Origin of the sequence: Desulfitobacterium sp. LBE (assembly GCF_007830365.1) — a bacterium.
Taxonomy (GTDB): Bacteria; Bacillota; Desulfitobacteriia; order Desulfitobacteriales; family Desulfitobacteriaceae; genus Desulfitobacterium; species Desulfitobacterium hafniense.
The window spans coordinates 5136488-5161753 of the sequence record NZ_VLKD01000001.1 but is presented as its reverse complement, the minus strand read 5'-3'; the positions used below and the strand labels follow the sequence as shown (position 1 = coordinate 5161753).

Annotated in this window: 23 protein-coding genes; 5 read left to right on the top strand and 18 right to left on the bottom strand. The window is 47.9% G+C overall.

Annotated elements, in window-relative coordinates; all coding sequences use genetic code 11:
* Nucleotides 1–19 precede the first annotated feature (19 nt).
* The 4 genes from codY to xerC form a co-directional block, all read right to left on the bottom strand.
* On the bottom strand, nucleotides 20–808 hold the full coding sequence (gene codY / locus DESLBE_RS24410) for a GTP-sensing pleiotropic transcriptional regulator CodY (protein ID WP_005810676.1): 789 nt from the start codon (nucleotides 806–808) through the stop codon (nucleotides 20–22).
* A 45-nt stretch (nucleotides 809–853) separates the two neighbouring features.
* A complete protein-coding gene (gene hslU, locus DESLBE_RS24405; protein ID WP_005810678.1) occupies nucleotides 854–2230 on the bottom strand; it encodes an ATP-dependent protease ATPase subunit HslU in 1377 nt (458 codons plus the stop codon).
* Nucleotides 2231–2242: 12 nt separating this feature from the next.
* Nucleotides 2243–2773, bottom strand: coding sequence for an ATP-dependent protease subunit HslV (gene hslV, locus DESLBE_RS24400; RefSeq protein WP_011460420.1), 531 nt, complete (start codon nucleotides 2771–2773; stop codon nucleotides 2243–2245).
* Between the two features lie 99 nt (nucleotides 2774–2872).
* Nucleotides 2873–3769 (bottom strand): tyrosine recombinase XerC, encoded by an 897-nt coding sequence (gene xerC, locus DESLBE_RS24395; protein WP_011460421.1) that lies wholly within the window; start codon nucleotides 3767–3769, stop codon nucleotides 2873–2875.
* Nucleotides 3770–4139: 370 nt separating this feature from the next.
* Here xerC and DESLBE_RS27200 point away from each other — a divergent pair, with 370 nt between their 5' ends.
* Nucleotides 4140–4613 carry a hypothetical protein gene (locus tag DESLBE_RS27200; RefSeq protein ID WP_011460422.1) on the top strand — a complete coding sequence of 158 codons (474 nt, stop codon included), beginning with the start codon at nucleotides 4140–4142 and terminating at the stop codon, nucleotides 4611–4613.
* Here the strand turns inward: DESLBE_RS27200 and trmFO are convergent.
* The 6 genes from trmFO to DESLBE_RS24360 all read right to left on the bottom strand — a co-directional run bounded on the left by trmFO (nucleotide 4610) and on the right by DESLBE_RS24360 (nucleotide 12201).
* The gene (trmFO, locus tag DESLBE_RS24385; protein WP_144678442.1) at nucleotides 4610–5923 is read right to left on the bottom strand and encodes a methylenetetrahydrofolate--tRNA-(uracil(54)-C(5))-methyltransferase (FADH(2)-oxidizing) TrmFO; all 1314 of its coding nucleotides are present in this window, start codon (nucleotides 5921–5923) and stop codon (nucleotides 4610–4612) included. The two genes, DESLBE_RS27200 and trmFO, sit on opposite strands and share 4 nt — an antisense overlap.
* Before the next feature lies 1 nt (nucleotide 5924).
* On the bottom strand, nucleotides 5925–8015 hold the full coding sequence (gene topA / locus DESLBE_RS24380) for a type I DNA topoisomerase (protein ID WP_144678441.1): 2091 nt from the start codon (nucleotides 8013–8015) through the stop codon (nucleotides 5925–5927).
* Nucleotides 8016–8158: 143 nt separating this feature from the next.
* Entirely contained in the window at nucleotides 8159–9328 is a 1170-nt protein-coding gene (dprA, locus tag DESLBE_RS24375) for a DNA-processing protein DprA (RefSeq protein ID WP_144678440.1), read from the bottom strand.
* Between the two features lie 147 nt (nucleotides 9329–9475).
* Nucleotides 9476–10333, bottom strand: a complete 858-nt coding sequence (locus DESLBE_RS24370) for a Ku protein (RefSeq protein ID WP_005813277.1) — start codon at nucleotides 10331–10333, stop codon at nucleotides 9476–9478.
* A gap of 201 nt (nucleotides 10334–10534) precedes the next feature.
* A complete protein-coding gene (locus DESLBE_RS24365) occupies nucleotides 10535–11086 on the bottom strand; it encodes a hypothetical protein (RefSeq protein ID WP_144678439.1) in 552 nt (183 codons plus the stop codon).
* A gap of 512 nt (nucleotides 11087–11598) precedes the next feature.
* Nucleotides 11599–12201, bottom strand: a complete 603-nt coding sequence (locus DESLBE_RS24360) for a DUF3786 domain-containing protein (protein WP_144678438.1) — start codon at nucleotides 12199–12201, stop codon at nucleotides 11599–11601.
* 210 nt (nucleotides 12202–12411) lie between these two features.
* Here DESLBE_RS24360 and DESLBE_RS24355 point away from each other — a divergent pair, with 210 nt between their 5' ends.
* Complete coding sequence (locus DESLBE_RS24355; RefSeq protein ID WP_144678437.1) at nucleotides 12412–14751, top strand: ABC transporter ATP-binding protein/permease; 2340 nt, start codon at nucleotides 12412–12414, stop codon at nucleotides 14749–14751.
* Nucleotides 14752–14770: 19 nt separating this feature from the next.
* Here DESLBE_RS24355 and DESLBE_RS24350 read toward each other — a convergent pair whose 3' ends face one another.
* Nucleotides 14771–15601 carry a TIM barrel protein gene (locus DESLBE_RS24350; protein ID WP_011460424.1) on the bottom strand — a complete coding sequence of 277 codons (831 nt, stop codon included), beginning with the start codon at nucleotides 15599–15601 and terminating at the stop codon, nucleotides 14771–14773.
* A gap of 232 nt (nucleotides 15602–15833) precedes the next feature.
* Between DESLBE_RS24350 and DESLBE_RS24345 the strand changes: the two genes are divergently transcribed.
* The gene (locus DESLBE_RS24345) at nucleotides 15834–16013 is read left to right on the top strand and encodes a small, acid-soluble spore protein, alpha/beta type (protein ID WP_011460425.1); all 180 of its coding nucleotides are present in this window, start codon (nucleotides 15834–15836) and stop codon (nucleotides 16011–16013) included.
* A gap of 66 nt (nucleotides 16014–16079) precedes the next feature.
* Here the strand turns inward: DESLBE_RS24345 and DESLBE_RS24340 are convergent, their stop codons facing one another.
* From DESLBE_RS24340 to DESLBE_RS24310, 7 genes are all read right to left on the bottom strand, one after another.
* On the bottom strand, nucleotides 16080–16511 hold the full coding sequence (locus tag DESLBE_RS24340) for an Hsp20/alpha crystallin family protein (RefSeq protein WP_005813258.1): 432 nt from the start codon (nucleotides 16509–16511) through the stop codon (nucleotides 16080–16082).
* A gap of 68 nt (nucleotides 16512–16579) precedes the next feature.
* Entirely contained in the window at nucleotides 16580–16774 is a 195-nt protein-coding gene (locus tag DESLBE_RS24335; RefSeq protein WP_015944748.1) for a heavy metal-associated domain-containing protein, read from the bottom strand.
* A gap of 58 nt (nucleotides 16775–16832) precedes the next feature.
* The gene (locus tag DESLBE_RS24330) at nucleotides 16833–19778 is read right to left on the bottom strand and encodes a heavy metal translocating P-type ATPase (protein ID WP_144678436.1); all 2946 of its coding nucleotides are present in this window, start codon (nucleotides 19776–19778) and stop codon (nucleotides 16833–16835) included.
* Between the two features lie 48 nt (nucleotides 19779–19826).
* Nucleotides 19827–20162 (bottom strand): metal-sensitive transcriptional regulator, encoded by a 336-nt coding sequence (locus DESLBE_RS24325; protein WP_005813255.1) that lies wholly within the window; start codon nucleotides 20160–20162, stop codon nucleotides 19827–19829.
* A gap of 181 nt (nucleotides 20163–20343) precedes the next feature.
* A complete protein-coding gene (locus tag DESLBE_RS24320; RefSeq protein ID WP_015944750.1) occupies nucleotides 20344–20700 on the bottom strand; it encodes an SMR family transporter in 357 nt (118 codons plus the stop codon).
* A 1-nt stretch (nucleotide 20701) separates the two neighbouring features.
* On the bottom strand, nucleotides 20702–21961 hold the full coding sequence (locus tag DESLBE_RS24315; RefSeq protein WP_144678435.1) for a glycosyltransferase family 39 protein: 1260 nt from the start codon (nucleotides 21959–21961) through the stop codon (nucleotides 20702–20704).
* Nucleotides 21961–22908, bottom strand: a complete 948-nt coding sequence (locus DESLBE_RS24310) for a decaprenyl-phosphate phosphoribosyltransferase (RefSeq protein ID WP_005813250.1) — start codon at nucleotides 22906–22908, stop codon at nucleotides 21961–21963. Before DESLBE_RS24310 ends, DESLBE_RS24315 begins: the two co-directional genes overlap by 1 nt.
* Before the next feature lie 227 nt (nucleotides 22909–23135).
* On the opposite strand from DESLBE_RS24310, the gene DESLBE_RS24305 reads away from it, so the two are divergent.
* The gene (locus DESLBE_RS24305) at nucleotides 23136–23465 is read left to right on the top strand and encodes a hypothetical protein (RefSeq protein ID WP_018307065.1); all 330 of its coding nucleotides are present in this window, start codon (nucleotides 23136–23138) and stop codon (nucleotides 23463–23465) included.
* A gap of 137 nt (nucleotides 23466–23602) precedes the next feature.
* Complete coding sequence (locus DESLBE_RS24300; RefSeq protein WP_144678434.1) at nucleotides 23603–25126, top strand: YifB family Mg chelatase-like AAA ATPase; 1524 nt, start codon at nucleotides 23603–23605, stop codon at nucleotides 25124–25126.
* The last annotated feature ends 140 nt before the right edge of the window (nucleotides 25127–25266 follow it).

Genomic DNA, 25266 nt, shown 5'->3' with positions numbered 1-25266 from the left:
GAATAAACGAGTCCGGTAATTACTTGTTGTGGCTGATTTTGTCCAACTCTTCGAGGAGATAATCATTTAAGACGCGGATGTAGGTTCCTTTCATCCCTAAGGATTTGGATTCAATCACTCCGGCGGATTCAAATTTTCTTAAGGCGTTGACAATGACGGAACGGGTAATTCCCACCCGGTCGGCGATCTTGCTGGCCACCAGCAAGCCGTCGCCGCCGCCCAATTCAGCAAAGATATGCTCCACCGCTTCCAATTCGGAATAAGATAAAGTACCTACAGCGATTTGAACAGCCGCTTTCTTGCGCGCTTCTTCTTCCGCCCGCTCAGCTTTGATGCGCAGAATTTCCATACCGACTACAGTCGCTCCGTATTCAGCAAGAATTAAGTCTGCTTCACTGAAATCCTGATCGAATTTTGCCAATACCAAAGTCCCTACCCGTTCGCCGCCGCCGAGAATCGGAAGAATCGTCGTGATTTTATTATTGAAATGGCAACGCTCTTTTTCGTTAAAAACGCAGCCATTGGCTACCTGAGTGGTATTGGAGCGGGTTTCTGTGACCTTTAATAATCCTTCATTATAGCTTTCCGGGAACCGCTCGGTATGAACGACGATGTCTTCCATGGTGTTGCAGCCAAAATTCTGCATAAAGCTATAGCCTAAAATTTTACCGCGACGTCCTACAATATAGCAATTGGACTGAATGGATTCACTGAGCACATTGGCCATTTCGTCAAAATCTACGGAATGTCCGGCAGCTTTTTGAATTAATTTACTAATCGCTCTTGTTTTTTCCAATAAGTTTTTCATGGTGAAAATTCCTCCTATTATTTAAAACGCTGATTCGAGTTCCTGTTAAAGGATATACCTGGAAAGATCTTGGTTCCTCACGATATTGCCAAGTCGGTGTTGAATATATTCCCGATTAATCGTGACCGTATAATCTTCCGGCAGCTCCGAGGCTTCGAAGGACAATTCCTCCAAGACTCTTTCCACGATAGTATGAAGCCTTCTGGCTCCGATGTTTTCCGTGTTGGAATTCACCTCATAGGCAACTTTTGCTAATTCATCAATAGCATTCTCTGTAAACTCGACCTTTATCCCTTCGGTTTCCAGCAAGGCGCTGTACTGTTTTATCAATGAGGATTGAGGTTCTGTTAAAATCCGTTGGAAATCCTCAATGCTCAGAGATTCCAGTTCAACCCGAATAGGAAAGCGTCCCTGGAGTTCGGGAATGAGGTCTGATGGCTTGGCCACATGGAAAGCACCAGCCGCAATAAACAGGATGTGATCTGTCTTGACAGGTCCGTATTTTGTATTAATGGTAGAGCCTTCGACAATGGGCAGTATGTCCCTTTGGACACCTCCCCTGGATACATCGGGGCCCGAGGCTCCATCTCTTCCGGCAATCTTATCGATTTCGTCGAGGAAAACCATACCTTCCTGTTCAACTCGGCGAATTGCTTCTTGAACCGCTTCATCATGATCAATGAGCTTCTGGGCTTCTTCAGTGGTTAGGATACGGCGGGCCTCGCGGACGGTGACTTTTCGTTTATGCCGCTTTTTAGGAAGCATACCTGCCATCATATCCTGGAGATTCGTATTGATCTCCATGCCGGTTCCTAAGAAATCAGGGAGAAGGGGTTGATTGTCCTCTACCTCAACCTCGATGACCTGCTCATCAAGTTCCCCGCGGTGCAAGCGTTCCCGAATAAAGGTCCGATCCCTTTCAATCTCGGGAGTTACCGTCTCCTCCTTTTCCTGGCCTTGGTTAAACAAGAACTGGAAAGGGTTTGACGAATTATTTTCTTGACGTTTCCCCGGAACCAGTAAGGCTTCAAGGCGTTTTTCCGCAGCCTGTGCAGCCTGAATCTCCACTTCTTCCATCTTCTCCGCCTTAACCATGCGCAAGGAAATTTCCACTAAGTCACGGACGATGGATTCCACATCTCTTCCCACATAGCCCACTTCAGTGAACTTTGTGGCTTCCACTTTAAGAAAAGGAGCCCGCACCAGCTTGGCCAGACGTCTGGCAATCTCGGTTTTCCCAACCCCTGTGGGACCAATCATCAGGATATTCTTCGGGAGAACTTCCTCCTGCATCCCTTCGGGGAGTAAGGATCTTCTGTAGCGATTACGGAGCGCTATGGCTACTGCCCGCTTAGCTTGGTTCTGACCTACGATGTACCGATCCAATTCCCGGACAGTTTCCCGTGGTGTTAGTTGTTCCATTGGCTCCCCTCCTTACAATTCTTCAACAATAATTTGGTCATTGGTATAGACACAAATGGATGAAGCGACCTCCATAGCCTCTTGAACAAGCTGTGCAGGTTGGAGATCTGTATTTTTAACCAATGCCCGGGCTGCTGCTAAAGCATAGTTGCCGCCGGAGCCAATCGCTGCTATTCCATCGTCAGGTTCGATGACCTCACCGGAACCGGAAATTAAGAGCATGCTTTGCTTATCTGCTACGATGAGCAGGGCTTCAAGATTGCGAAGTGCTTTATCCATCCGCCAGTCTTTAGCAAGCTCTACAGCAGCTCGTTGGAGATTTCCTTGGTATTCCTCAAGTTTATTTTCAAACTTCTCGAAGAGTGTGAAAGCATCGGCGACAGAACCGGCAAATCCGGCCAGAACCTTGCCATGGAACAGTCGGCGCACTTTTCTTGCTTTATGCTTCATCACCGTGGCCTGACCCATGGTCACCTGGCCATCGCCGGCCATTGCCACCTGCTCACCCTTTTTTACAGCAACTATAGTTGTTGCGTGGAACATGGGAATACCTCCTTATATCGGCAGTTTACAGAATTATTGGGTAAGTGTCAAGGGAAATTGTGTACAATTGTTGTCTTTTTGTGAAAATTTACGAATTCCTCACATTTTCTTAGCACGGGGATGATTTTGTTCATAAACCTCCCGCAAACGCTCCTTGGTTAAATGAGTGTAAATCTGGGTAGAGGAAAGCTTGGCATGCCCCAAAAGCTCCTGAACACTGCGGAGATCGGCTCCGCCATCAAGCAAGTGGGTGGCAAAGGAGTGGCGAAGCATGTGGGGATGAAGGTGTTGGGATAATCCAGCCTCCAAAGCCAATCCATCAAGAATTCGACGTATGGAACGAACAGAGAGCCTTGTGCCCTGATAATTCAAAAGCAAAGCTTCTTGTTTATCCTCTCTCATCTCCAGATATTGGCGGGCGGCTTCCAGTGCATAATGGGTTAAGGGAACAATTCTCTCTTTATTTCCTTTACCGCGCACCCTTAACAGGGAAGTCCCCTCATCGATATCCCGACAATTAAGATCGGCCAGCTCGCTAACCCGTAAACCCGAGCCATAGAGCAATTCCAGGATCACCTGGTCCCGTGCTCCCAGCAGTGTGGCACAATCAGGCGTGCGAATTAATCGATCCAGTTCCTCCAGGGAGAGAAAGTGGGGAAGCTTTCTTCCCAGTTTAGGGGTGGCTATGCGCTGAATGGGGTTTTTCTGCAGGATCCCCTCCCGACAAAGGAACTTAAAAAAGGCTCTCAAGGCAGAAAGTTTGCGAGCCATGCTTTTTCTCTCCAGACCCCGCTCCGTCATTTCACCGAGGAAACTGCGCACGATATAAATATCCACTTGATCGACGGTCACTTTTTCCGGCTCTTCTCCCAGCTCCCGGGCGGCAAACTCAAAAAATTGGATGAGGTCCTTATGATAAGCCATGAGAGTATGCTGGGAGCGGTTTTGGGTTTTTAGGTGACCGTCGAATAGGCTGAGGGCATGGTCGGCTTGCATGGTGGCGTTTTCACCTCGGTTTGTTTAATGTTTTGGCTATAGGGCGGTTTGGCTTTGAGGTGGCTTTGCGGCTTTGTTCAGGTCGCGTAGCTTCACGCACAACGCGTACTCCCTAGCTCTGGGGCTGGCTCACTCGCTTTCTTAACAGCTTCCGCCAAACCTCAGGGTAGTACCTGATGTTAACCGTGGCTCCGCTACGTTAAGAAAGCCTCGTTCACCTAACCGCCCCTTCGCTAAATCCGTTCGCTTTTGTGCGTAAAGCTACTGCTTGCAGGTCTTTTTAGCACTTCTTTAGAGACTCATGCAAGTCTTTTCTGTGGTCATCTCCACAGCCGTCTCCTAAGCTTTCCCCAAAAGGGAAAGCCAGCTTGTGCTACTACCGCTACCATCGCCGACCTTGCCGCCTCAAGCGGCGTCGGCAAAGACGGAAAAGCGGCTCAGGCCAAACCAAGCGGCTTATCCCAAACCTCCCACAAAATCCTTCATATCTCCAAAGCCCTGCATGCACAACCTAAAAAAACAACCCAAGGATTTTGATTTACAGAAGGGAAGCGACTTTAAGCGAGCGGAAACAAAACTTCGCGAAAAGCCTGCAGCGGAGCCGGGTTGGAAACAGGACGTTTCCAACCCGCCATTGGGAACAAGTGCGAAAGCAGTGCTTTCGAGGAGCGATTTGGCGGACGAAACCCGGGCGAGGGTTTCGCCCAAGCCGCCACGCCACAGAGAACAACTTGGCGGCGCAGGTCACCTTTCGGAGCGGAGGGCTTTGAGCGTTAGTTTTGTCCGCGCAGCTTATGGAGCGACCGCTGTAAAGCAAAATCCTGGAGAGTCTGCTTTCGTTTAATCCAGTCCCTCTGCGGCTTTAAACTCCTCCAGCCTCGCCAATGCCCGGGCGGAGATTTTGGCGTTTTTCTCTTTTTTCGCTTTGATCCGGACTTCCAGCTGAGGAAGGAGGCCGTAGTTGATGCTCATCGGCTGAAAATCCACACTGGGTGATCCTTCTAAGTGTCGTGCCAAGGCACCCAGAGCTGTTTCCTGGGGGAAAATAAGGGTGGGCAGATTCTTAAGGCGTCGCACAGCATTGAGACCTGCCACTAAGCCGCTGGCCGTGGATTCCACATACCCTTCCACTCCGGTGATTTGACCGGCAAAAAAGAGCTGCGGTGTTTTCTGAAGGCTGTAGTCGGCTTTTAATACCTTAGGGGCGTTTAAGAAGGTATTGCGGTGCATGACTCCGAAACGGACGAATTCAGCATTTTCCAAGCCCGGGATGAGACGGAAAACCCGCTGTTGCTCTCCCCATTTGAGATGGGTTTGGAATCCCACCAGGTTAAAGAGGGTCCCTGCCCGGTTTTCTTTGCGGAGTTGGACAACGGCATAGGAGCGTTGGCCTGTCCGTGCATCAATAAGACCGACAGGTTTCAGGGGGCCAAAAGTCAGGGTTTGCTCTCCCCGGGCGGCCATGACTTCCACAGGCATACAGCCTTCGAAGACTTTCCCTTTTTCAAAGCCTTTCACTTCAGCTGTCTCGGCCTTAAGCAGCTCATGATAAAACCGCTTATAATCTTCTTCAGTCATAGGGCAATTCAGGTAATCAGGGTCCCCCTTATCATAACGGGAAGCCCAAAAGGCTTTTTCCAGATTAATCGATTCCAAAGTAACGATGGGGGCTGCGGCATCATAAAAAGCAAGGGCATCCTCACCTGTCATCTTTTGAATCTCCCCAGCTAAGCCCTCCGCGGTCAGCGGCCCTGTGGCGATCACAGCAATACCCGCTTGGGGAAGGGACTTGACTTCTTCCCGGTGGACCTGGATCAAGGGGTGCTCTTGGAGCAATTTGGTTATTTCCTGAGAAAACTGCTCGCGATCAACAGCTAAAGCGCCTCCTGCCGGCACGGCATACTGGTCCGCCACTCTCATGAGCAATGAATCCAGCCGGCGCATCTCTTCTTTCAACAGCCCCGCCGCATTATCCAACCCTGCTCCTTTAAGGGAGTTGCTGCAGACCAATTCGGCAAAATGGCCGGTATGGTGGGCCGGTGTCATTTGCACCGGCCTCATCTCATAAAGCTCAACTTCTATTCCTTGCCGGGCAATCTGCCAAGCGGCTTCCGCCCCGGCCAGACCCGCTCCGATCACTTTAATGGCTGACATATTATTCTGCTTGCTCCTCTACTTGCTTGTCAAAACGGCATTCGGAATTGGTGCAGACATATTTTTGCCCTTGCTTCGAAGTCTTAACCACCATCAACCCTCCGCATTTCGGACAGGGCTCCGGCGCCGGCAACTCCCATGATACAAACTCACATTCCGGGTAAGTGCTGCAGCCATAGAACTTTCTGCCCTTCTTGCTGCGCCGAATCACCAGCGGGTTCCCGCAGTCAGGACAGGGCCTTCCCACCTCTTCCAGCAGAGGTTTGGTGTTACGGCATTCAGGGAAGCCCGGACAGGCCAGAAACTTACCATAGCGTCCCATTTTGATCACCATATTGCGACCGCAGTTTTCACAGATTTCTTCCGATACCTTATCTTCGATTTGTACCTTACCCATCACCTGATCCGCTTCCTCTATGGATTCCGCAAAGGGGCCATAGAAATCCCGAATGACGGCTTTCCAGGGTAAAGCTCCTTCTTCAATATCATCCAGCCTTTTCTCCATATTGGCCGTAAATTCCAAATCCACGATCTCCGGAAAATACTCTTTGAGAATGGAGACGACGATTTCTCCCAATTCAGTGGGAGAAAGCTGTTTCCCTTCCTTCGCCACATAGCCCCGGGATTGAATGGTTTCGATAGTCGGAGCATAGGTACTGGGCCGGCCGATTCCTTCCTCCTCCATTTTGCGCACCAAAGAGGCTTCCGTATACTTGGGAGGTGGTTCTGTAAAATGCTGCTTCTCCTGGAGCTGAAGGACATTGAGACTCTCATCAGGTTGAATATTGGCCGCGAGGGTCCCTTCTTCCTGGTCGTCATTCTCATCCTGTCCATCTTCATAAACGGCAAGATACCCGGGGAAACGCACGGTGGAAGCGTTAGCACGGAATAAGTACTCCCCGGCCTCCACTTCAACAGTTAAGGTATCAAGGACAGCCGCACTCATTTGGCTGGCCAGGAAACGTTCCCAGACTAACCGGTAAAGACGCAGTTGATCCCTGGACAAGAACTCCTTCACGGAGTCCGGTGTTCTCAATATGGAAGTAGGGCGAATGGCCTCATGGGCTTCTTGGGCCCGGCCTTTGCTTTTAAATTGACGGGGTTCCGGAGGATAATAATCCGCCCCATAGTGCTCGGCAATAAACTCCTTGGCTTCTTCTTGGGCAGTCTCTGAAATTCTCACGGAGTCGGTACGCATATAGGTAATTAAACCAATGCCTCCCGCCTTACCCAGCTCGATCCCTTCATAGAGCTGCTGGGCCAGCATCATGGTCCTTTTCGGTGACATATTCAGCTTGCGATGAGCTTCCTGTTGCAGGCTGCTGGTGGTAAAGGGGGGTGAAGGTTGTTTCTTTTTCTCCTTGGTGCGAACATCTTTAACCCGGTAGGTCTGACCTGCCAGCTCTTGGAGAACCTTCTGCATCTCTTCTTCCGAAGCAATGGCAATCCTGTGCTCCCCTTTCCTGGCGAGCTTAGCCGAAAATACCCCTCCCTCACTTTTCAAGGAAGCGGTCAACGTCCAGTATTCTTCCGGGATGAACTCCCGAATCTCTTCTTCCCGATCGCAAATTAAACGAACAGCAACCGATTGAACCCGGCCGGCACTTAAGCCCTTTTTCACTTTTCTCCAAAGGAACGGACTCAGCTGGTACCCCACCAAACGATCTAAGACGCGACGGGCTTGTTGGGCATCTACTTTACTGGAATCGATCTGACGGGGGTGTTTAATGGCAGCCGTAATAGCCGGTTTGGTAATCTCATGGAATTCAATGCGGCACTTCTCCGCTAGATCCAAACCGAGCAGATGGCCTAAATGCCAGGCAATAGCTTCCCCCTCGCGGTCGGGGTCAGAGGCCAGGAGAATTTTATTAGCGGTCTTCGCGGCGGCCCGCAGCTCTTTAATTAAATCCCCGCGTCCACGAATCGCTATATATTTGGGTTCGAAGTCATTGTCTACGTCAACTCCCATTTGGCTTTTGGGCAAATCCCGCAAATGTCCCATGGACGCTTTAACCGTATAATTATTGCTTAAAAATTTGCTTATGGATTTAGCCTTAGCCGGAGATTCAACGATCACGAGTGTTTTAGCCATACATCACCTCAAAGAAATCTCAAACGTCTTCTTTTACTTTCCTATTGTATATCACAAGCCTAAATCTTCAAAATTTTGAATGTCTTCAGCTTGAAGGGTTACAAATAAACTAGCCTAATAGTATCTTCTTTTCCATAGTATGTCTAGCACTTATACGCTAATACATAAAGTTGGCCGGGAAGTTGCTCGATGCGGCCGGCCAGCTGGAGCTCAAGCAATGCCAAGGGAATTTGCTCAGGAGGGACCTCTGAGTTCATGGTAATCTGATCAATATGGGTAGGGACATCACTCAATTGGTTCAGAACCTGCTGCTGTTCGCTGCTTATTCCCCGTTTGCCTTCTTGCTTTCCGCTCTCCGCTGACTCCGTACCCTGATCTGGAGATGGGGGGGACAGATGGTCAACTCCGGCAAAAGCAGGAATCTCAACCCATATATCTTCAAAGCTCTCTACCAGCTTGGCACCTTGCCGGATCAGATGATGAGGGCCTTTACTCATCTGACTAAAAATAGGTCCAGGCACTGCAAAAACTTCACGGCCCTGCTCCAGGGCGAAATCCACAGTGATCAATGCTCCACTTTTCAGGGCGGCTTCCACAACGACGACACCTCTGGACATTCCGCTGATTAAGCGATTGCGGGCCGGAAAGAATTGGGGTTCCGGAGGCATTCCCGGAGGAAATTCGCTCCATAGAGCACCTCCCTTTGCCAGGATTTCCTCGGCGAGCTTTTGATTTTCCGGCGGATACATATGATTCAGCCCACAGCCCATGACCGCCCAGGTTATTCCCTTACCGGCCAGGGCTCCCCGATGGGCAGCGGCATCGATACCCCTGGCTAACCCGCTCACCACCACGATTCCCTGTCCGGCGATGTCCTTGGCCAGGGCTTCTGCCGCGGCTCTGCCGTAAGGAGTAGCTTTACGAGCCCCAACAATGGCCAGGCATTCTTGCCTGACCGGCAAAGCTCCTTTGTAATAGAGCAGCGGCGGAGCATCCGGCAACTGACGCAGCAAATCCGGATAACCCTCTTCTTCGGGAATGATCAACTTGATGCCTTGACTTTGTAAAGCTTCCAGAACCTCCCCAGGATTGATTTCTTGGCACTTCTGCGCAATCAGCTGCTGCCAATGCTCTTCTGGAGAGTGTTGACTCCCTTTGCTTGGCTGCAAAGCGTTTACGGCACTTCCGTAGCGGGCAATCAGATGGCGCAGCCTGCTGTTTCCGACGCCCCGTATAGTATGTATCATAGCTCGCATAAGCTTTTCTTCTATTAATGTGTCCTTTATTGCTCCTTTTAAACTCTCTTTACACATAGATCAACCCTCCCCCGTCCATCAATTCGCGACTTTGGGGATTTTTTCCTGCGTCGAGCTATGTCGAATTTTATACTATTACTAAAAATAATGATGTATTCTCTGAAAATCGTTTTTTTCCTGCCTGACTTTTAGGCAAATCCAAAATTATGCTCCCTTTACCTTGCGTCGTCCCCGGGGAGTTAATGTGGATTTTGTTGGCTTTTCCTCCGTTTCCGATTCTGCTGTATTTTGCTGCTTTTTCTGATCGGTCATGGCGATGCTGGCCCGTAAAGCTTCCATTAAATCCACGACTTTTCCCGGTTCCGGCGCAGCGGCAACCCGATAAGTTTCTCCGGAGACCTTCTTCTCGATAAGCTCTTTAACTTGTTCCCGCAATTCATCCCGATATTTCTCCGGTGCAAAAGGTGCTGCCAAATTCTCAATGAGCTGACGGGCCATGGCAATTTCTGTGTCTGTAGGGGATACATTATCCCAGCTTGCCTCCAGATGTCTGATTTCTGCCGGATAATACATGGTTTCTAAGACCATAATGCTCTGGTCAATAATCCTAAGACAGGCCAAGTGTTGTTTGGAGCGCATCGTTAGTTTGGCTATAGCGACTTTTCCGGTGTCGGACATAGCTTGACAAAGCAGCTTATAGGCTTTATGGGCCGCTTCTTCCGGGCTTAAATAATAGGATTTTTGATAATAGATCGGATCAATATCACTGAGATCGATAAAGTCCAATATATCAATGGAACGGCTCAGAGGAGCCTCCAGAGAGGCTAAATCTTCCTCCTCCATAATGACATAATGATCCTTCTCATATTCATAACCTTTAATTATATTTTCAGCAGCCACTTCTACTTCACAATGGGGGCATTTCTTGATATAGCGAATACGATTATGGCAGTCTTTATGTAAATAATTAAAGTGGAATTCATGAGTTTCTGTAGCAGCATGCATTTTGACCGGAACATTGACTAAGCCGAAACTGATTGAACCTTTCCATACGGTATGCATAAATACACCTCCTCAAGCTTTATTGTAAACCAGAGCTTAAAGTTCATTCGATGTTATGGGCTTAGATTATTGGCATTCTCTCCATTAAGAGTCATCCCTTCCTTATTAAGGGATTAAAAAAAGAGCGCCCTCTACTACCTTTTTCAGGTAGCGGGCACTCTTTTACGCTTGAAGAGCTCTAATATTTAATAGTAAGTTAAATTATTTAGCAGCTTTTGCAGCATCAACAACAGCTTTGATATAGCCGGCAGTATCAGCTAAAGTAGAACCGGATACTGTGTCAACAGGCATCTTTTCTGCAGGAGTAGAAGAAAGAATTCCTTCCAATTCGGAGATAGTCTTTCCTTCGCAGAATTCTACAATAGCATTGAAGTTGTCAACATAGGCAACGGTAGAGCCTGCTTTTTCCTTCATGTTTTTGCTGTAGTACTCATTGTTGTCAATTTTGGAAGCAAGAACTTGAGCAGGATCCTTATAATTCTTGGCAGCCAGGCCTTCCGTATTGGCAAGACCTTTAGCCTGATCGGCAGGCATGAATTGGTACTCGTCAAGTGATACACCAACGATCTTGTCCCCTTGAACTGCAACAACAGCAACAGCTACTGCGTTGGTACCATGAGCGGCAGCATCAACGCGGCCCATCTTAATCGGTTCCGGAGTGGAGGCAGCAGTAGCTGCAGGAGCCTGGCTCGAACAACCAGCAAGCCCAACGATTAACCCTAAAGAAAGCACAACACCCAAAATCTTTTTCATCTCTTCTTTTCCTCCCTAATCTTGAAAACTTGTTATTTTTACGTTTTAGCTTTAATAAAAAAGCTAAAAATTACACTAACTTGAAAAGCCTCCTATGAAGAAATACCTCTTCTGCCCTATGACCCAGAACGAGCCTATCTGTGAAAATAAATCTTTTAACGAAAACACTGAAAATACAAGTCGTTGCATAACCAACTATTGCTTATTCAATATTTGCACTAACTACATTTGTCACAACAAGTATCTGGCCAAAAAAAACACTTGTTAGACAAATTTCTGCCATACAAGCTCTATAGATTTTCATAATCCGGATTACATTTGCAATTATATAAGCTTGTTAAATCTATGTCAAGGCCTTTATTCAATATTTTTAATAAAAATAATTATCATTTAACCCATTGGTTTACTTATTGCTTTGCAGGGATATATGACCTGATTTTCTTTAATCTCATCCTTAGCTTTTTCAGCTCTTTCCCCAGGCATGCTATGATTAATTTTTCGCCCCATCCGGCTCATTGAGATGCTAATTTACGCAAGGCGAACACTACCTGGCTGGCTAAGACTGCATAGTCTTCTGTGGGGAGAACCGTGCCGGCCGAGGAATCAAAAAGAATGTTACCGGTGGCAGGGAACTCATCATCAGCCTCCCAGATCACCAAGGTGATGGGCACCTTGGGGAATACGCTGAGAACCACGGCAGCATCGCCCAGAGAAACGACTTCCCCTCCCAAAGCAACCGCCGCCTGAATAAGCTTTGACTTTTGGGAACCAAAGGTTTTAACCAAAGGATTAATGGCACGATTGGTAAAGGGTTGTATATAGATACTCCCCCCCGGCAGTTCTTTATAAGATATTAATTGCCCGGTCTGCATAGCGGGCGAGCGGTTCACTAAATAATGAAGTATCAGTATCTGAGTGGGAACAGAGATCTCCTCATTCAGTGTTGTCTCAGCATAAAACTGACCGGATGGATAGTCAACCTCAAATCTTCGACCCAGGAATTCTATCTTGATCCTATTGCCATCGATGGGGTAACCGGAGTATTCTGATATTTCCTCAAGGGTTGCCTGGCGGAATCTCTCAAGGGCCACATCATGAGCTGCTGAATAATTCATTTCTCATCCTCCCTAAAGTCATTGCTTTTTCATGCCTCGGCACATTCCTAAATTGTTTCCCAATTCCTTGTATATTCTTTTCAAACTTTTGTTTTTCCTCCTTATCCGTAAAGAAACTTGGCCTGCGCCTGCATTAAAACCATCAGTAAAAGAGAAAATACCCATAAGACCCATTATGTATACGCTAGGGTATACTCTCAGGAGGCTGTCATGCTTGAGCTTAAAGACATTAAAAAGACTTATCGGGTAGGGGATATCGAAACGAAGGCTCTTGATGGTATCAACCTTTCCTTTCGGGATAAAGAGTTTGTGGCTATATTGGGTACCAGCGGCTCCGGAAAGACAACCTGCTTGAACATGATCGGCGGACTGGATCATTACGATTCAGGAGACTTGCTTATCAAAGGGAAAAGCACCAAAGCCTTTAAAGAGTATGAATGGGATGCCTATCGCAATAACTCAGTAGGCTTTGTTTTCCAAAGCTATAATTTGATTTCTCATATCAGTATCGTGGCTAATGTGGAAATGGGGATGACTTTGAGCGGAGTCTCCAAACAGGCCAAACGCAAAAAGGCCTTGGACATTCTGGAAAAAGTCGGACTTAAGGAGCATCTGCATAAAAAACCCAATCAACTATCCGGGGGACAGATGCAAAGGGTTGCCATAGCACGGGCTCTTGCCAATGATCCGGAAATTCTTTTATGCGATGAACCTACGGGAGCCTTGGATAGTACTACCAGTGTTCAGATTATGGATCTGATCAAAGGAGTATCCAAGGATCGGCTGGTGATTATGGTCACCCACAATCCTCAGTTGGCCAAAACCTACGCAGACCGCATTATCCGCTTTTCCGACGGCAAGATTATTGACGATACTAACCCTTATGGAGCTCCCTCCCAACCCGAGTATTTTCACCTCAAGAAAACGGGAATGAGCTTTTTGACTGCTCTTAACTTATCCTTCCGAAATTTATGGACCAAAAAAGGGCGTACCTTCCTCACTGCTCTTGCTTCCAGTATCGGTATCATCGGGATCGCGGTCATTTTAAGCTTATCCACAGGCTTTCGTTCCGAGATTGATGAATTTCAATTCGATGCCATGGCTGAGTTCCCGATCATTATTTCCCAGGAAACTCAACAGATGAATGCCAACGATCTGAACAATATGACCCTGGAAATCCGGGATCGGATTTATGGTACCCCTGCCACTTCCACTGCTGATGAAATTGTGATCGTCGATTCCAGTAAAAACGTTATTACTCATAAGAACGATCTTTCTCAAGAGTTTATCGACTACTTAGAGAATGTCTCCCCGGATATTGTGGGCAGTATTGGCTATACCCGGGTGGTCCAGATGAACCTCTTACGGAAGACTGAAGATAAGTACCTTCCCATCACTCTGAGCAATGGACCTCCCTCAGGCAATATGACCTCCTCAAGCTCAGTAGGTTTATCCTCCTTTCCCAGCGCTGTTTCCGGGAATAATAGTTACCTGGCAGACAATTATGAATTACTGGCCGGTGATTATCCCCGGCAACTTACAGACGTGGTCCTGGTATTAAATAATCAAAATCAAATCGAAAAGGGCACCCTGGGGGCTTTAGGGTTTGCAGTAGAAGGAAGTGACCGTATTGCCTTCTCCTCTGTTGTAGGAACAGAGTACAGAGTGATCCATAATAACGACTTCTACACGAAAACCTCCTTCGGAACCTATCTCCCGGCCAATGATTATGAGAAAAACTATACCTCCGAGCAGGGTTTTACCATCAGGATTTCCGGTGTGGTTCGCCCTAAAGCCGGAACCAGTATGTCTATGCTGGCCTCCGGGATCGCTTATGATGATCAGCTGTCCCAAAAAGTTATTGATAACGCTATAGATTCCGATATTGTGATCGCCCAGCGGGATGCTGATTATAATGTTTTATCCAGGGAGAAAATCGACGCAAACACCAAAGAACTTCTGCTCGCTTATTTAGGGGGTGACCCTTCGCCCTATATGGTCATGGTTTTTCCTAAGGACTTTGACGCCAAGGACGAAGTCATCAACTATATTGAGCAATATAATGTGGGCAAAGCTGAAGAGGATGTCATTACCTTTACCGATTTGGCCGGGACCCTTTCCAGTCTGACGAAAGGAATTATGGATGGCATCACCCTGGTTCTGATCGCCTTTGCCGCTATTTCTTTGGTGGTCAGTATGATTATGATCAGCATCATTACCTACACCAGTGTTTTGGAACGGACCAAAGAAATCGGTATTTTAAAAGCACTGGGGGCCAGAAAAAAGGATATTACCAGAGTATTTGATGCTGAAACCTTTATTCTCGGAGTTTTTTCCGGTGTGCTCGGCGTTATGGTAGCCTGGTCCTGCACCTTCCCCATCAATCAAGCCATCCATGAGTCGACCGGCCTCACCAATGCCTCCCATTTAAGGCTGGATCATGCTGTTCTCTTAGTCATCCTCAGCACCGTAATAACCGTAGTAGGGGGCCACATCCCCGCCCGGCTGGCCTCCCAAAAGGATGCCGTGGAAGCCTTGCGCACCGAATAACCAAACTTAGCCTGATAGATCAAGCCATAGTGCGGTAAGTCGTTTGCAGGAGCAGGGCATCTTCTTCAAGATTGGGGCTTTCGCAAATCACCAATCCTTCCACACCGAAGGTATGAAAGGCTTTCATTAGCTCTGGATAGCGCAAATCGGATTCTTCAAGTATGAGGTGCTTTTTCTCTCCCTTAACACCATAATCAATCCCGGAGACATGAAAGTGAACATGCTTAACCCAGCGGTCCCCCAGGGATTCCGCCGCAGCCTCCAGGACTTGACAGAATTCATCGTAGGTATTGATCCGCCCATTGCTGCGGGCATGCAGATGACTGATATCAATACAGGGCAAGACCCCTGGAACTGCTTGCGCCAAGGTCAGAACCTCCTGCAGAGTGCCCAGCTGTGAGGGCTTCCCCGTGGTCTCCGGCCGTAATATGACATCATTCCCTTCTGCATCCAGAATCTCCCGAACCTTCATGAGTTCCCCAGCGGTTCTTACCAGGACAACCTGAGGATCATCCTGATGGTAAAAAGCAGGATGGAATACTACACTCTTAACACCTAAAATTTTGCTGATGCGTGCACTATGCAAAAGGCGCTCACGGCTGGCCGCTACTTTCTCAGGTTCCTGAGAATTAAAGTTAATCCAGTAAGGGCCGTGGCAGCTTAGGGCAACCTTCTCTTCCACAGCTATTTGAGCAATTTTTTGGGCTTTTTCTTCCCCCATGCGGACCCCTTGGACAAATTCTACTTCCATAGCATCCAGCTGAAGCTCCCGGACACGCTTGACCCCTGCTTCTGTGGAACGTTCTTTGGCCGATAAAGGAACCCCGGCCGTCCCGAATAAAAGCGGCACATCTCTTCCTCCTTTTGTTGCTTTATTTTTTGTTGGGCATAAATTGGGTCTATCACAACAGTTTTTCTGGCTTTCATCTAATTATTTATCCCTTATCTGAGCTAAGGAGCTCTAAGAAGATCTGAGAACAACTCTTTCCTCACACATAAAGTTCAGGGAAGCGATGCAAACTAGTGTTACTTGCTTAAATGGCAAGGAGATGTATTTCCCTAAGGTGAAAGGAGGAATCCAAATGTCCAGACGTCGCAGTACCATGTCCGATAACCTTAAGCAGCAGATAGCCCAGGAGCTTGGATTTTCGAATACCTTAAATCAGGAAGGGTTCAGTGGCGTTTCATCCCGGGATTGTGGCAATATGGTGAAAAAGGCCATTGAGATCGCCGAACGCAATATGGCCGGTCGTTTGTCCTAGGACAAGGACGGTAATGAGGGCTCGTAAGATTCGAATCTTACGAGCCCCTTTCTAAATGCCGGTACTCTAATGAAAATCCACTTCGATGGTACGGGCTGCCGGGTGACGATCCTTGAGAAAAGACAATTCCAAAATCCCATTTTTGTAGCTGGCATGGGAGCCGTCTGCTTTTACCACTGCCGGAAGGGTGAGCGTCCTGCTGAACTTCCCGTAATATCTCTCCGTGCGGTGAGAAGAACGTTCACTTGTCGATGCAGCCCGTTTGATCTCACCACTGATGGTCAAAAGCTTTTCATCAACCTCAATATGCAGATCTTCTCTCTTCTCAAGACCGGGAATCTCCGCCGTGACGAACACTTGGTCCGCTGTTTCTTCCACATCCACCCGGTAAAGAAACTGGGAAAGTTCCTCTTTGCCACGGCCGCGAAGATAATTACGCTCCATCTCATCCCAATAGTGATTGAACATCCGGAAAGGGTCATTAGGAATTAATGCCATAATTCTCACCTCATTAAGATTGGTATTGCTCAAATCTTAGTATGGCAAATCCCCTGGCAAAACATGCATCACTCAGCGTTATAACCGGCGTCTTCCACAGCTTTAATCAGCTCTTCCCGTCCGGCTGATCCGGCGACTACTGCTTCACCCTTTTCTAAATTCACATCTACCTGTTGGACTCCGCCCACTTTCAGCAAGGCTTTTTCTACATGGGCTTTGCAATGATTGCAGGTCATTCCGGTAACTTTTAAGGTTTGATTCATGGTACTTAACCTCCCTTTATCTATTCCTCCATCCTGTAGAAGGAGAACATAACAATGTTTAATCAACCAGTTCTTTACTATACCTGGAGAGCAGCAGCGAGCTGGTCACTACGGACACTGAGGAAAAGGCCATGGCCAGGCCCGCCCATTCCGGGGGCAAGAGCTCTCCGGTAATCGGAAAAAGCACTCCGGCGGCAATGGGGATTCCCAGTGTATTGTAAATGAGAGCCCAGAATAAATTCTGCTTAATCTTGGTTAAGGTTTTGCGGCCAAGGCGAATGGCGCGTTCCACATCGAGAAGATCATTGCGCACCAGGACCACATCCCCGGTTTCTTTGGCCACATCCGTTCCTGAGCCGATGGCGATGCCGATATCGGCCTGAGCTAAAGCGGGGGCATCATTGATCCCATCCCCAACCATGGCCACTTTCAGGCCATCATTTTGGTACCTCTTGATGATCTCAATTTTATCCTGAGGGAGGACCTCCGCCACCACTTCGTCGATGCCTACTTCATTGCCGATGACGGTGGCGACTTTCTTATTATCCCCGGTAATCATGAAGGTTTTGATCCCCAGGCCGTGCAGGCGTTTAATCGCTTCTTGCGTACTCTCCTTTAAGACATCGGCCAAGGCGATGATGCCAATGACTTTCCCGTCATAGGCCACAAAGCTGGTGGTTTTTCCTTCATTGGCCAATTCCTGAAAATCCTTCTCTACTGCTTCAGTGAGAATATTCTCTTTGAGCATCAGCTTTTTATTGCCGATGAGCAATTTCTTGCCTTGGTAAGAGCAAAGGGTGCCATGACCACTTTCTTCATGATAGTCCTGAACTTCCTCCACCTCGATCCCTTCATCTTTAGCTCTTTGGACAATAGCCTGAGCTAAGGGATGAATGGAAGGGTTCTCCCCTGCCGCAGCAATCCTGAGCAGGTCCTTTTGGGCATATCCTTTATAGGCCATAAGATGGGTTACTTCCGGTTTCCCTTTGGTTAAGGTGCCTGTTTTGTCAAAGCCAATAGCCTCCACTTTGGCTATTCCTTCCAGCACGGCAGCTGATTTGAAGAGGATCCCCCGGTTTAAACCGACACCGCTCCCCACCATAATGGCTGTGGGCGTCGCCAACCCTAAAGCACAGGGGCAGGCTATGACCAGGACGGCAATGGCGGCGGTGAAGGCGAAGACAAAGGCACTGTCCAAGAATACATACCAGATGATGAAGGTAAGTATGGAGATAGCTACCACCACGGGCACAAAGACATTGGATATCTTATCTGCCAGACGTTGAATGGGCGGCTTAACTCCCTGGGCGTCCTCCACCATTTTAATAATTCCGGAAAGGACACTGTCCTTGCCTGTTTTGGTGGTGGAGACTTTGATGCTTCCCGAACGGTTGATGGTTGCTCCGATCACATTTTCACCGGCACCTTTATCAACAGGTATCGATTCTCCTGTAATCATGGACTCATCGATGCTGGCTTGCCCTTCAACAATCACTCCATCCACAGGAATCTTTTCACCGGGCTTCACCAGGACGATATCCCCGATTTTGACACTGGAGGCGGGGACCTCCTTTTCTTCTCCGTTAATCAACAGACGGGCTCTATCCGCTTGCAGCTCAAGGAGACGTTTTAGGGCCTGCCCGGCACGTCCCTTGGCTTTTGCTTCCAGGTACTTGCCGAAACGCACAAAGGTGATCAGAAGAGCCGATGTGTCAAAGAAGGTATCCCCCTCGAAGAAAATATGGGGAAAGGTTGTCATCACACTATAGCTATAAGCAGCTGTGATACCCATAGCGACCAGCACATCCATATTGGTGGAGCGGTTCTTCAGGGCATGGTAAGCTCCCCGATAAAATGTCAAGCCAGCCGTAAATTGAACGATGGTGGCCAGAATAAACATAGTATACATGATGCCATGGGTCATGGGCATAAACATCATGGGCATCAGGGGCACCGACAGCACTGCACTGAAGATGACCCAGTTGCGCTGGGATTTCACATGGTTATCCTCATGGGATTCCTCTTTATTCTCAATGGGGGTATAGCCTGCATCTCTGACCTGTTCATAGATGGTCTCCAGATCGATCAGGTTGGGATCATATTCTGCCGTGACGCTTTCTGTAGCAAAATTAACGGCTACAGTCTGAATCCCCGGTGTATTGCGCAATTTCTTTTCAATGGTAAGAGCACAATTAGCGCAGGTCATACCGCTCACTTTAAACTGGGCTTTTCCTTCATCCCTTTCCATATAAGCCCCATAGCCCAAATCCTTGACCTTCTCAAGGATAGTTTTCTCATCGAGAAGTGCCGGGTCATAATCCAAGGAAAGTTTCTCTGAGGCAAAATTGACCGTAGCGGCTTTGACCCCCGGCAGCTTGGCCATTCCCTTTTCAATGGTCAGGGCACAATTGGCACAGGTCATACCGGTTATTTTAAGTTGCTTCTTCTCATTAACTGATTCCTGTGCAGGGCTTTCTGATTCTTGAATGTCCGGTACGGAGGCTTCAGTGACTTCAATGGATTCAATGGATTCTGTGGCTTCTGTGACTTCTGTAGAATACCCCGCCTCCTGGATCGCCTCTTTAATCTGTGCCTCTGTAGTTATGGCCGGATTATGACGAAAGGCGGCTTTTGACTCCGCCAGGGAAACTTCCACATCGGTCACTTCAGGGAGGTTCTCCAGAGCTTTTTTCACCCTACGCACACAATGCTCACAGGTCATACCATAAACATTCAGTTCTTTCATAAGCATCCCCTGAGCCTGAACCGGAACCCTTTGCTGAGCTTCTTGGTCCTCTATCACTGTATAGCCCGCTTCTTCGATGACATCTTTCACTCTTGCCATGCTTAAGCCTTCTCCGGTCCAGTCAAAGCTGGCCTCCCCGTTCTCCAGAAAGACGTTGACATTCTCCAGCTCCGGCAAACTTTCCAGGGCTTTCTTTACCCGGCGCACGCAATGCTCACAGGTCATGCCGGTCACCTTGATTGCTGTATTTTTACTCATTAATCTCGCCCCCTCGGCTTCTATCCCGCTATAAGTCCTTGCTGCCGCTTATTTCATCATTCTGTGCATGGTTTTGACCAGCTCATCGATGACTTGCTCGTTGCCCTCCTGAAGTTGCTCAAGCACACAGGATTTCATGTGTTTTTCCAGAAGAAGCTTGGAGACTCCGTTAAGAGCAGCTTGAGCCGAAGCAATCTGGTTTAATACATCGTCACAGTAGGCATGATTTTCAATCATTCCTTTGATACCGCGAATCTGGCCTTCGATGCGATTCATCCGGTTGGCCAATTCACGAATGGTCTTTTCGTTATGATGGCTTAGTCTTTCACTTTTCTGAGAATTTGAGTCATGGCAAGCTGGACAGTGTTCCATTTTTTTGTCCATAAGTGTCCACCTCCTGAAATTATAGTATACCCCCCTATCCTATTTGTCAAATATAATTTAATAAAAAAAATGCTCCGCCAACCCAGTCAGGTTAGTAAAAACCCACTGCAGTCAGAGGAGCACATCTCTATCCCATAGCAAATTAAATCAAGCGAAGGGGCTTCCCAGGTGTTGCAGAGCCCTAGCTCCTGGAAATAAAAATAACGCCGACAATAACCAACACCGTTCCCAGCACCCGGTAAAAGGAAATATTCTCTTTAAAGACCATAACCGAAAACGCCATGATAAAAATATAGCCCAGGCTAACAAAAGGGTACGCATAGCTTAATTCCGTCTTAGTCAACACTTTAATCCATAATATGAAGCTTACCCCGTAGAGAAACAGCCCCGACATCACCGGGAAGTTTTGCATAATTGCACCGAGGCTTCTCAGTAAATTCTCAGGAGCAAAATCCAGTTCAAGATTTTTTGCTCCGATTTTTACGAGGATCTGGCCAAATGCTCCCAGAATCACCGAGATGATAATTTGCCCTAACATCTTATTCCCCCATCTCATCCTGCCATTGATACACCCGCCAAAGGGCGAAATAGATTAACATCATCACCGTTGGGAAAGCGTAACGGCTCTGCCCCTCTGTGATAAAATAGATGCCGGCAAACATCAAGAATGTTATCAAGAGGGTAAGTTTCTCTTTATTGATTCTTCTTGGTCCACCTCCACCCGAGCGGAAAAGGCCTCTCAGAACCCGCCAGGAATAACTTAGTATGCCGATGCAGCCCAGCCAGAAGACGGGGGCCCGCACCAGCTCGGAGGTCAGGAATAAGAAAAACGATAGCCAATTACTCCCCGGAGCAGTAAGGAACACTTGAATACTTGGCACTGCGAGCGCCGTCCCTCGCAAGGCATAATTAATATCTCCGAAGAACAGAAAGGTGCGGGCAAGCCGCTTTATTCCCAAACCGACAAATTCAACAGGATGGCCTGCGATCCACTCTTTGGCTGCCGCGCTAAGCATCTTATTCTTTTCAAGGGCATTGGCTTCCTGATAGACCGGTGTTTTAACCAGAGAATCAGCAACGTCCTCGGCAGGCATCCAGCCTCCCACTTTATTCTGAGAGTTGTTGTTAATGTAGAGAACGATTCCGCTGTTGTTGGAAATATAGCAAAACTCCCCAAATATCTTGGAATTTCGGTAGAGCCAGGGGGATAGCACGACAAGCGCCACGAGAAGCACGATTCCAGACCGCTTAAGGCTCTGCCGGAAATTCCTCTCGCTTAAAACTTCGACCAGGAAGACGGCCAGAACGAAGGCCGGAAAAAAGGGCTTCACCATGGCATTGAGTCCCGTCAACAGGCCAATCCCAACATACTTCCAACGAAGATTGGAAAAGTAGAGCAATAATACCGAGAGCAGCCCTGTGGTAAAAAGAATTTCCGAAGCCACTAAGCTATTGTAGTAAACATTCATCGGGAATAAAACAAAGAGCAAAAGGAAGGTATTCCGCAGCCTCCCTGGGATGGAGATCTTTTTAAGCAGAAAATAGACAAGGATATTATTTGCTGTGCTCAGGGCAATATTTAAACATTTGGCAACCCAGAGCGAACTCCCGAACAGCTTATAAAAGAATCCCAGGAAAATAGGATAACCGACAGATGTGTAGGTATCACCCCATGGTCCGCCAGCGGCAATTTGGGTTGCTAAGTGGTGATAATATGAGAAATCCGAAAAAGGCACTGTGGGTACCAGCATGACCCACAGTACATCAGCCAGCAAACCAATGAGCAGAATCCAGAACATCACAACACCCCTAATACTAAATCATGAAGCTTAAGAGTCCACAAAACATAGAGAACCCAAAGCATAACGACCGCGATGAGATGCCTGTCTTTAGTGACAAGTTTGGATGGATCTCCCGCCTCACCTTTATGAATAAGATAAAGATAGCGGAAAATACCATAGATTACAAAGGGCACTGAATAAATGAGATTGGTGGTATGATGAAGAGCCACCGTTGCCGAATCGAGAGTATATAGACTGTAGGTAAAGATAACCCCTCCAGCCGTAATCCCCAGCAATTGATTCAGCAACCCGGGGCTGTATCGTTCCAAAACAGGCCGATGCAATCCGGCATCCACGCTCAATTCGTTCAATTCGGAACACCGCTTTCCGAAGCCCATAAAAAGAGCTACCATAAAGCCACACAATAAGAGCCACTCTGAAGGGGGAATTCCCACTCCCCAGGTTCCCATGAGAATCCTCATCATAAAGCCCAGGGCAATAATAAATACATCGATCAGCACAATCCGCTTAAGCCCCTTTGTATAAGCCAAATTCTGGGCAACATACAAAACAAGAATTCCGGCAGCAATTTTTGACACATGCCAGCCCAAGAGAAGTCCCCCCAGCAGAAACAGTACGAAAACCGAGCCTGCCGCAGAAAGGGTCACCCGATTTGAAGCAAGGGGACGCTTACATTTAGTCGGATGATTCCGATCATAATCTCGATCGACAAAATCATTCATCACATAGACTGCGCTGGAAACAAGACAAAAGGCCACCGCAGCAATGATGACCTTTAGAATCAGGTGTTGGTTAAGGTTTTGAGTAAAAAGGAGACCGATGAAGACAAAGGAATTCTTAACCCATTGCCGTGGACGAACTAATTGAGCAATTGCCTGCATAGTATTCTTCTTTTGCGGGTCAAAATCAGGTTTTTTATCCTTTAAAGTTTCCAACCGGGCCATCAATGACATACACACCCTATCTATTAATCTTAAATAATAATTATAGCATAGTCGTTGCTATTCATAAATATACGATTAGATATTCGACCAATCCTTCTCACTTCCTCTATTTCCTAATAATGTTCCAGAAATTGTTTTTTGCGCTTTACAACCCCAAGCTTGTCTTATATGATTATCTGGAGAGCAAATTTGAGCGGGATGCCCAGTTGATAAGGAGGGTTGATAAGTTGGATAACGGCCAATTTCAGGAATTAGTCATCCAGCAGCTGAGTACACTCACTAAAAGCATAGATACCTTAGCAATCAACCAAGAAGTGATGCAGGCTGATATCAACACCATGAAGGCTGATATCACCGATATGAAAACAGATATCTCTAACCTTAAACAATCTCAGGTTCGCATGGAAGAAGATTTAACGAGAAAAATTACAGCTTTATTTGACAGCAGAGAACTACAAAAAGATGTCAATCAGAATGTTTCACGCTCCTTAGAGCGTATAGAAGCCAAGATTGACATCCTGCAAATAGAAACTGCTTACCTTAAACGAATAAAATGAGAAATCTGCTCCTCCCACCATAGTCGGCTGTGAAAATGACTACACGGGGAGGAGCCTAATTTTTACAAATTTTCAAGCTATTTTGGAAGGAAACTCCAGTATTTTGTCGAATTCTTCCTCCTATGGGAGGGATTTGGATGTTTGCTGCTGTTCATGGCATGGCGGTTTCCGGTATTCAGGCGCATTTAATACGGGTGGAAGTGGATGTCTCCAATGGTTTGCCTGAGTTCAGCATCGTTGGGCTGGCCAAGGCTGCCGTACGTGAGTCCCGGGAGCGGGTTCGCTCAGCCATCAAAAATTCAGGGTTTGATTTTCCCTTGCAGCGTATTACGGTTAATCTGGCTCCTGCTGATCTGAAAAAGGATGGTTCCAGTTTAGATTTGCCTATTGCCATCGGCATTTTAGCGGCTACCAGACAATGTTCATTTGCAGGTCTTTCTCATACCGTCTTTGTCGGGGAGTTATCCCTTGAAGGGCAGTTGCGGCCGGTCCCCGGAATTCTCGCCATGGCCGTATCCTTAGCCCCGCACAGTGACTATGATCTAATCGTTCCTCCAGAAAACCTTCCTGAAGCTAACCTCATTGAAGAGATTAAAAGCGGCTCCGCAGCGTATCTGGCCCAGCTGGTCCATTCTTTGGAAACGGATCAACTCTTCGGCAATCCCCAGGCAAAACCCTCCTCACCAGAAGTAACTGCGGATCATCCTATCGATTTAAGCAGTATTCGGGGACAGCAGCAAGCCAAACGAGCCTTAGAAATCGCCGCTGCCGGTGGGCACAACCTTCTGCTCATAGGTCCCCCCGGCTCTGGTAAAACCATGCTTGCCAAAGCCTATGCAGGCATTCTGCCTCCTTTAACCCGCTCTGAAAGCCTGGAAGTCACCAAGATTTACAGCATCGCCGGCTTGCTCGGCCATAACGGGCAGCTTATCCAGAAGAGACCCTTTCGGCAGCCCCACCATTCGGCAACTGTAAGCGGAATTCTCGGTGGCGGGCATGATCTTAAGCCCGGTGAACTCATTCTTGCCAATCATGGCGTGCTCTTTCTGGATGAATTGCCGGAGTTTTCCCGGGGAGTCCTGGAATCTCTGCGTCAACCCCTGGAAGACCGGGAACTTACCTTAACCCGCCAGCGGGGCAGTGTCAGGTACCCGGCACGTTTGAGCCTCGTCTGCAGTATGAATCCATGTCTCTGCGGCTGGAACGGAGATTCGGTGCGGGTCTGTACCTGTACACCATGGCAAATCAGTCATTACCGCGGCCGGATATCCGGCCCCTTGCTTGACCGCCTTGATCTTCATATTGAAGTTCCCCGGGTGGAGTTTGGTGAACTTCACCGCTATCCGGAAAGCGAAACCTCAGCAGATGTTCAAAAACGTGTTCTTAAGGCCCGCCAATACCAATGGACCCGCCTGGGAGAAAGCCGAACCAATGCGGAAATGAGCGCTGAGGAAACATCAGCTTTTTGCCGCCTCGACTCTACAGGTGAACAGCTTTTGCGCAATGTGTTCGATCGTCAACACCTTAGCGCCCGCAGTCACGACAGGATTCTCAGGGTTGCCCGCACCATCGCCGATTTGGATAGTGAGGACTCTATCCTGCCCCGCCATCTTGCTGAAGCCCTTCAGTACCGGGCTTTGGACCGCCCTGGTGCCCACTGATTCCTTCACTCTTCCTCTTTGTTTTTAAGACATCATCTGGCTCACTCGTCAACCCCATGACAAGCGGAAATTGCAGACGGCTGAAGAATAGGGTCATCCCCTGCTCTCCAGCCGTTTGTTTTTTGCCTATCTCTTTGCCT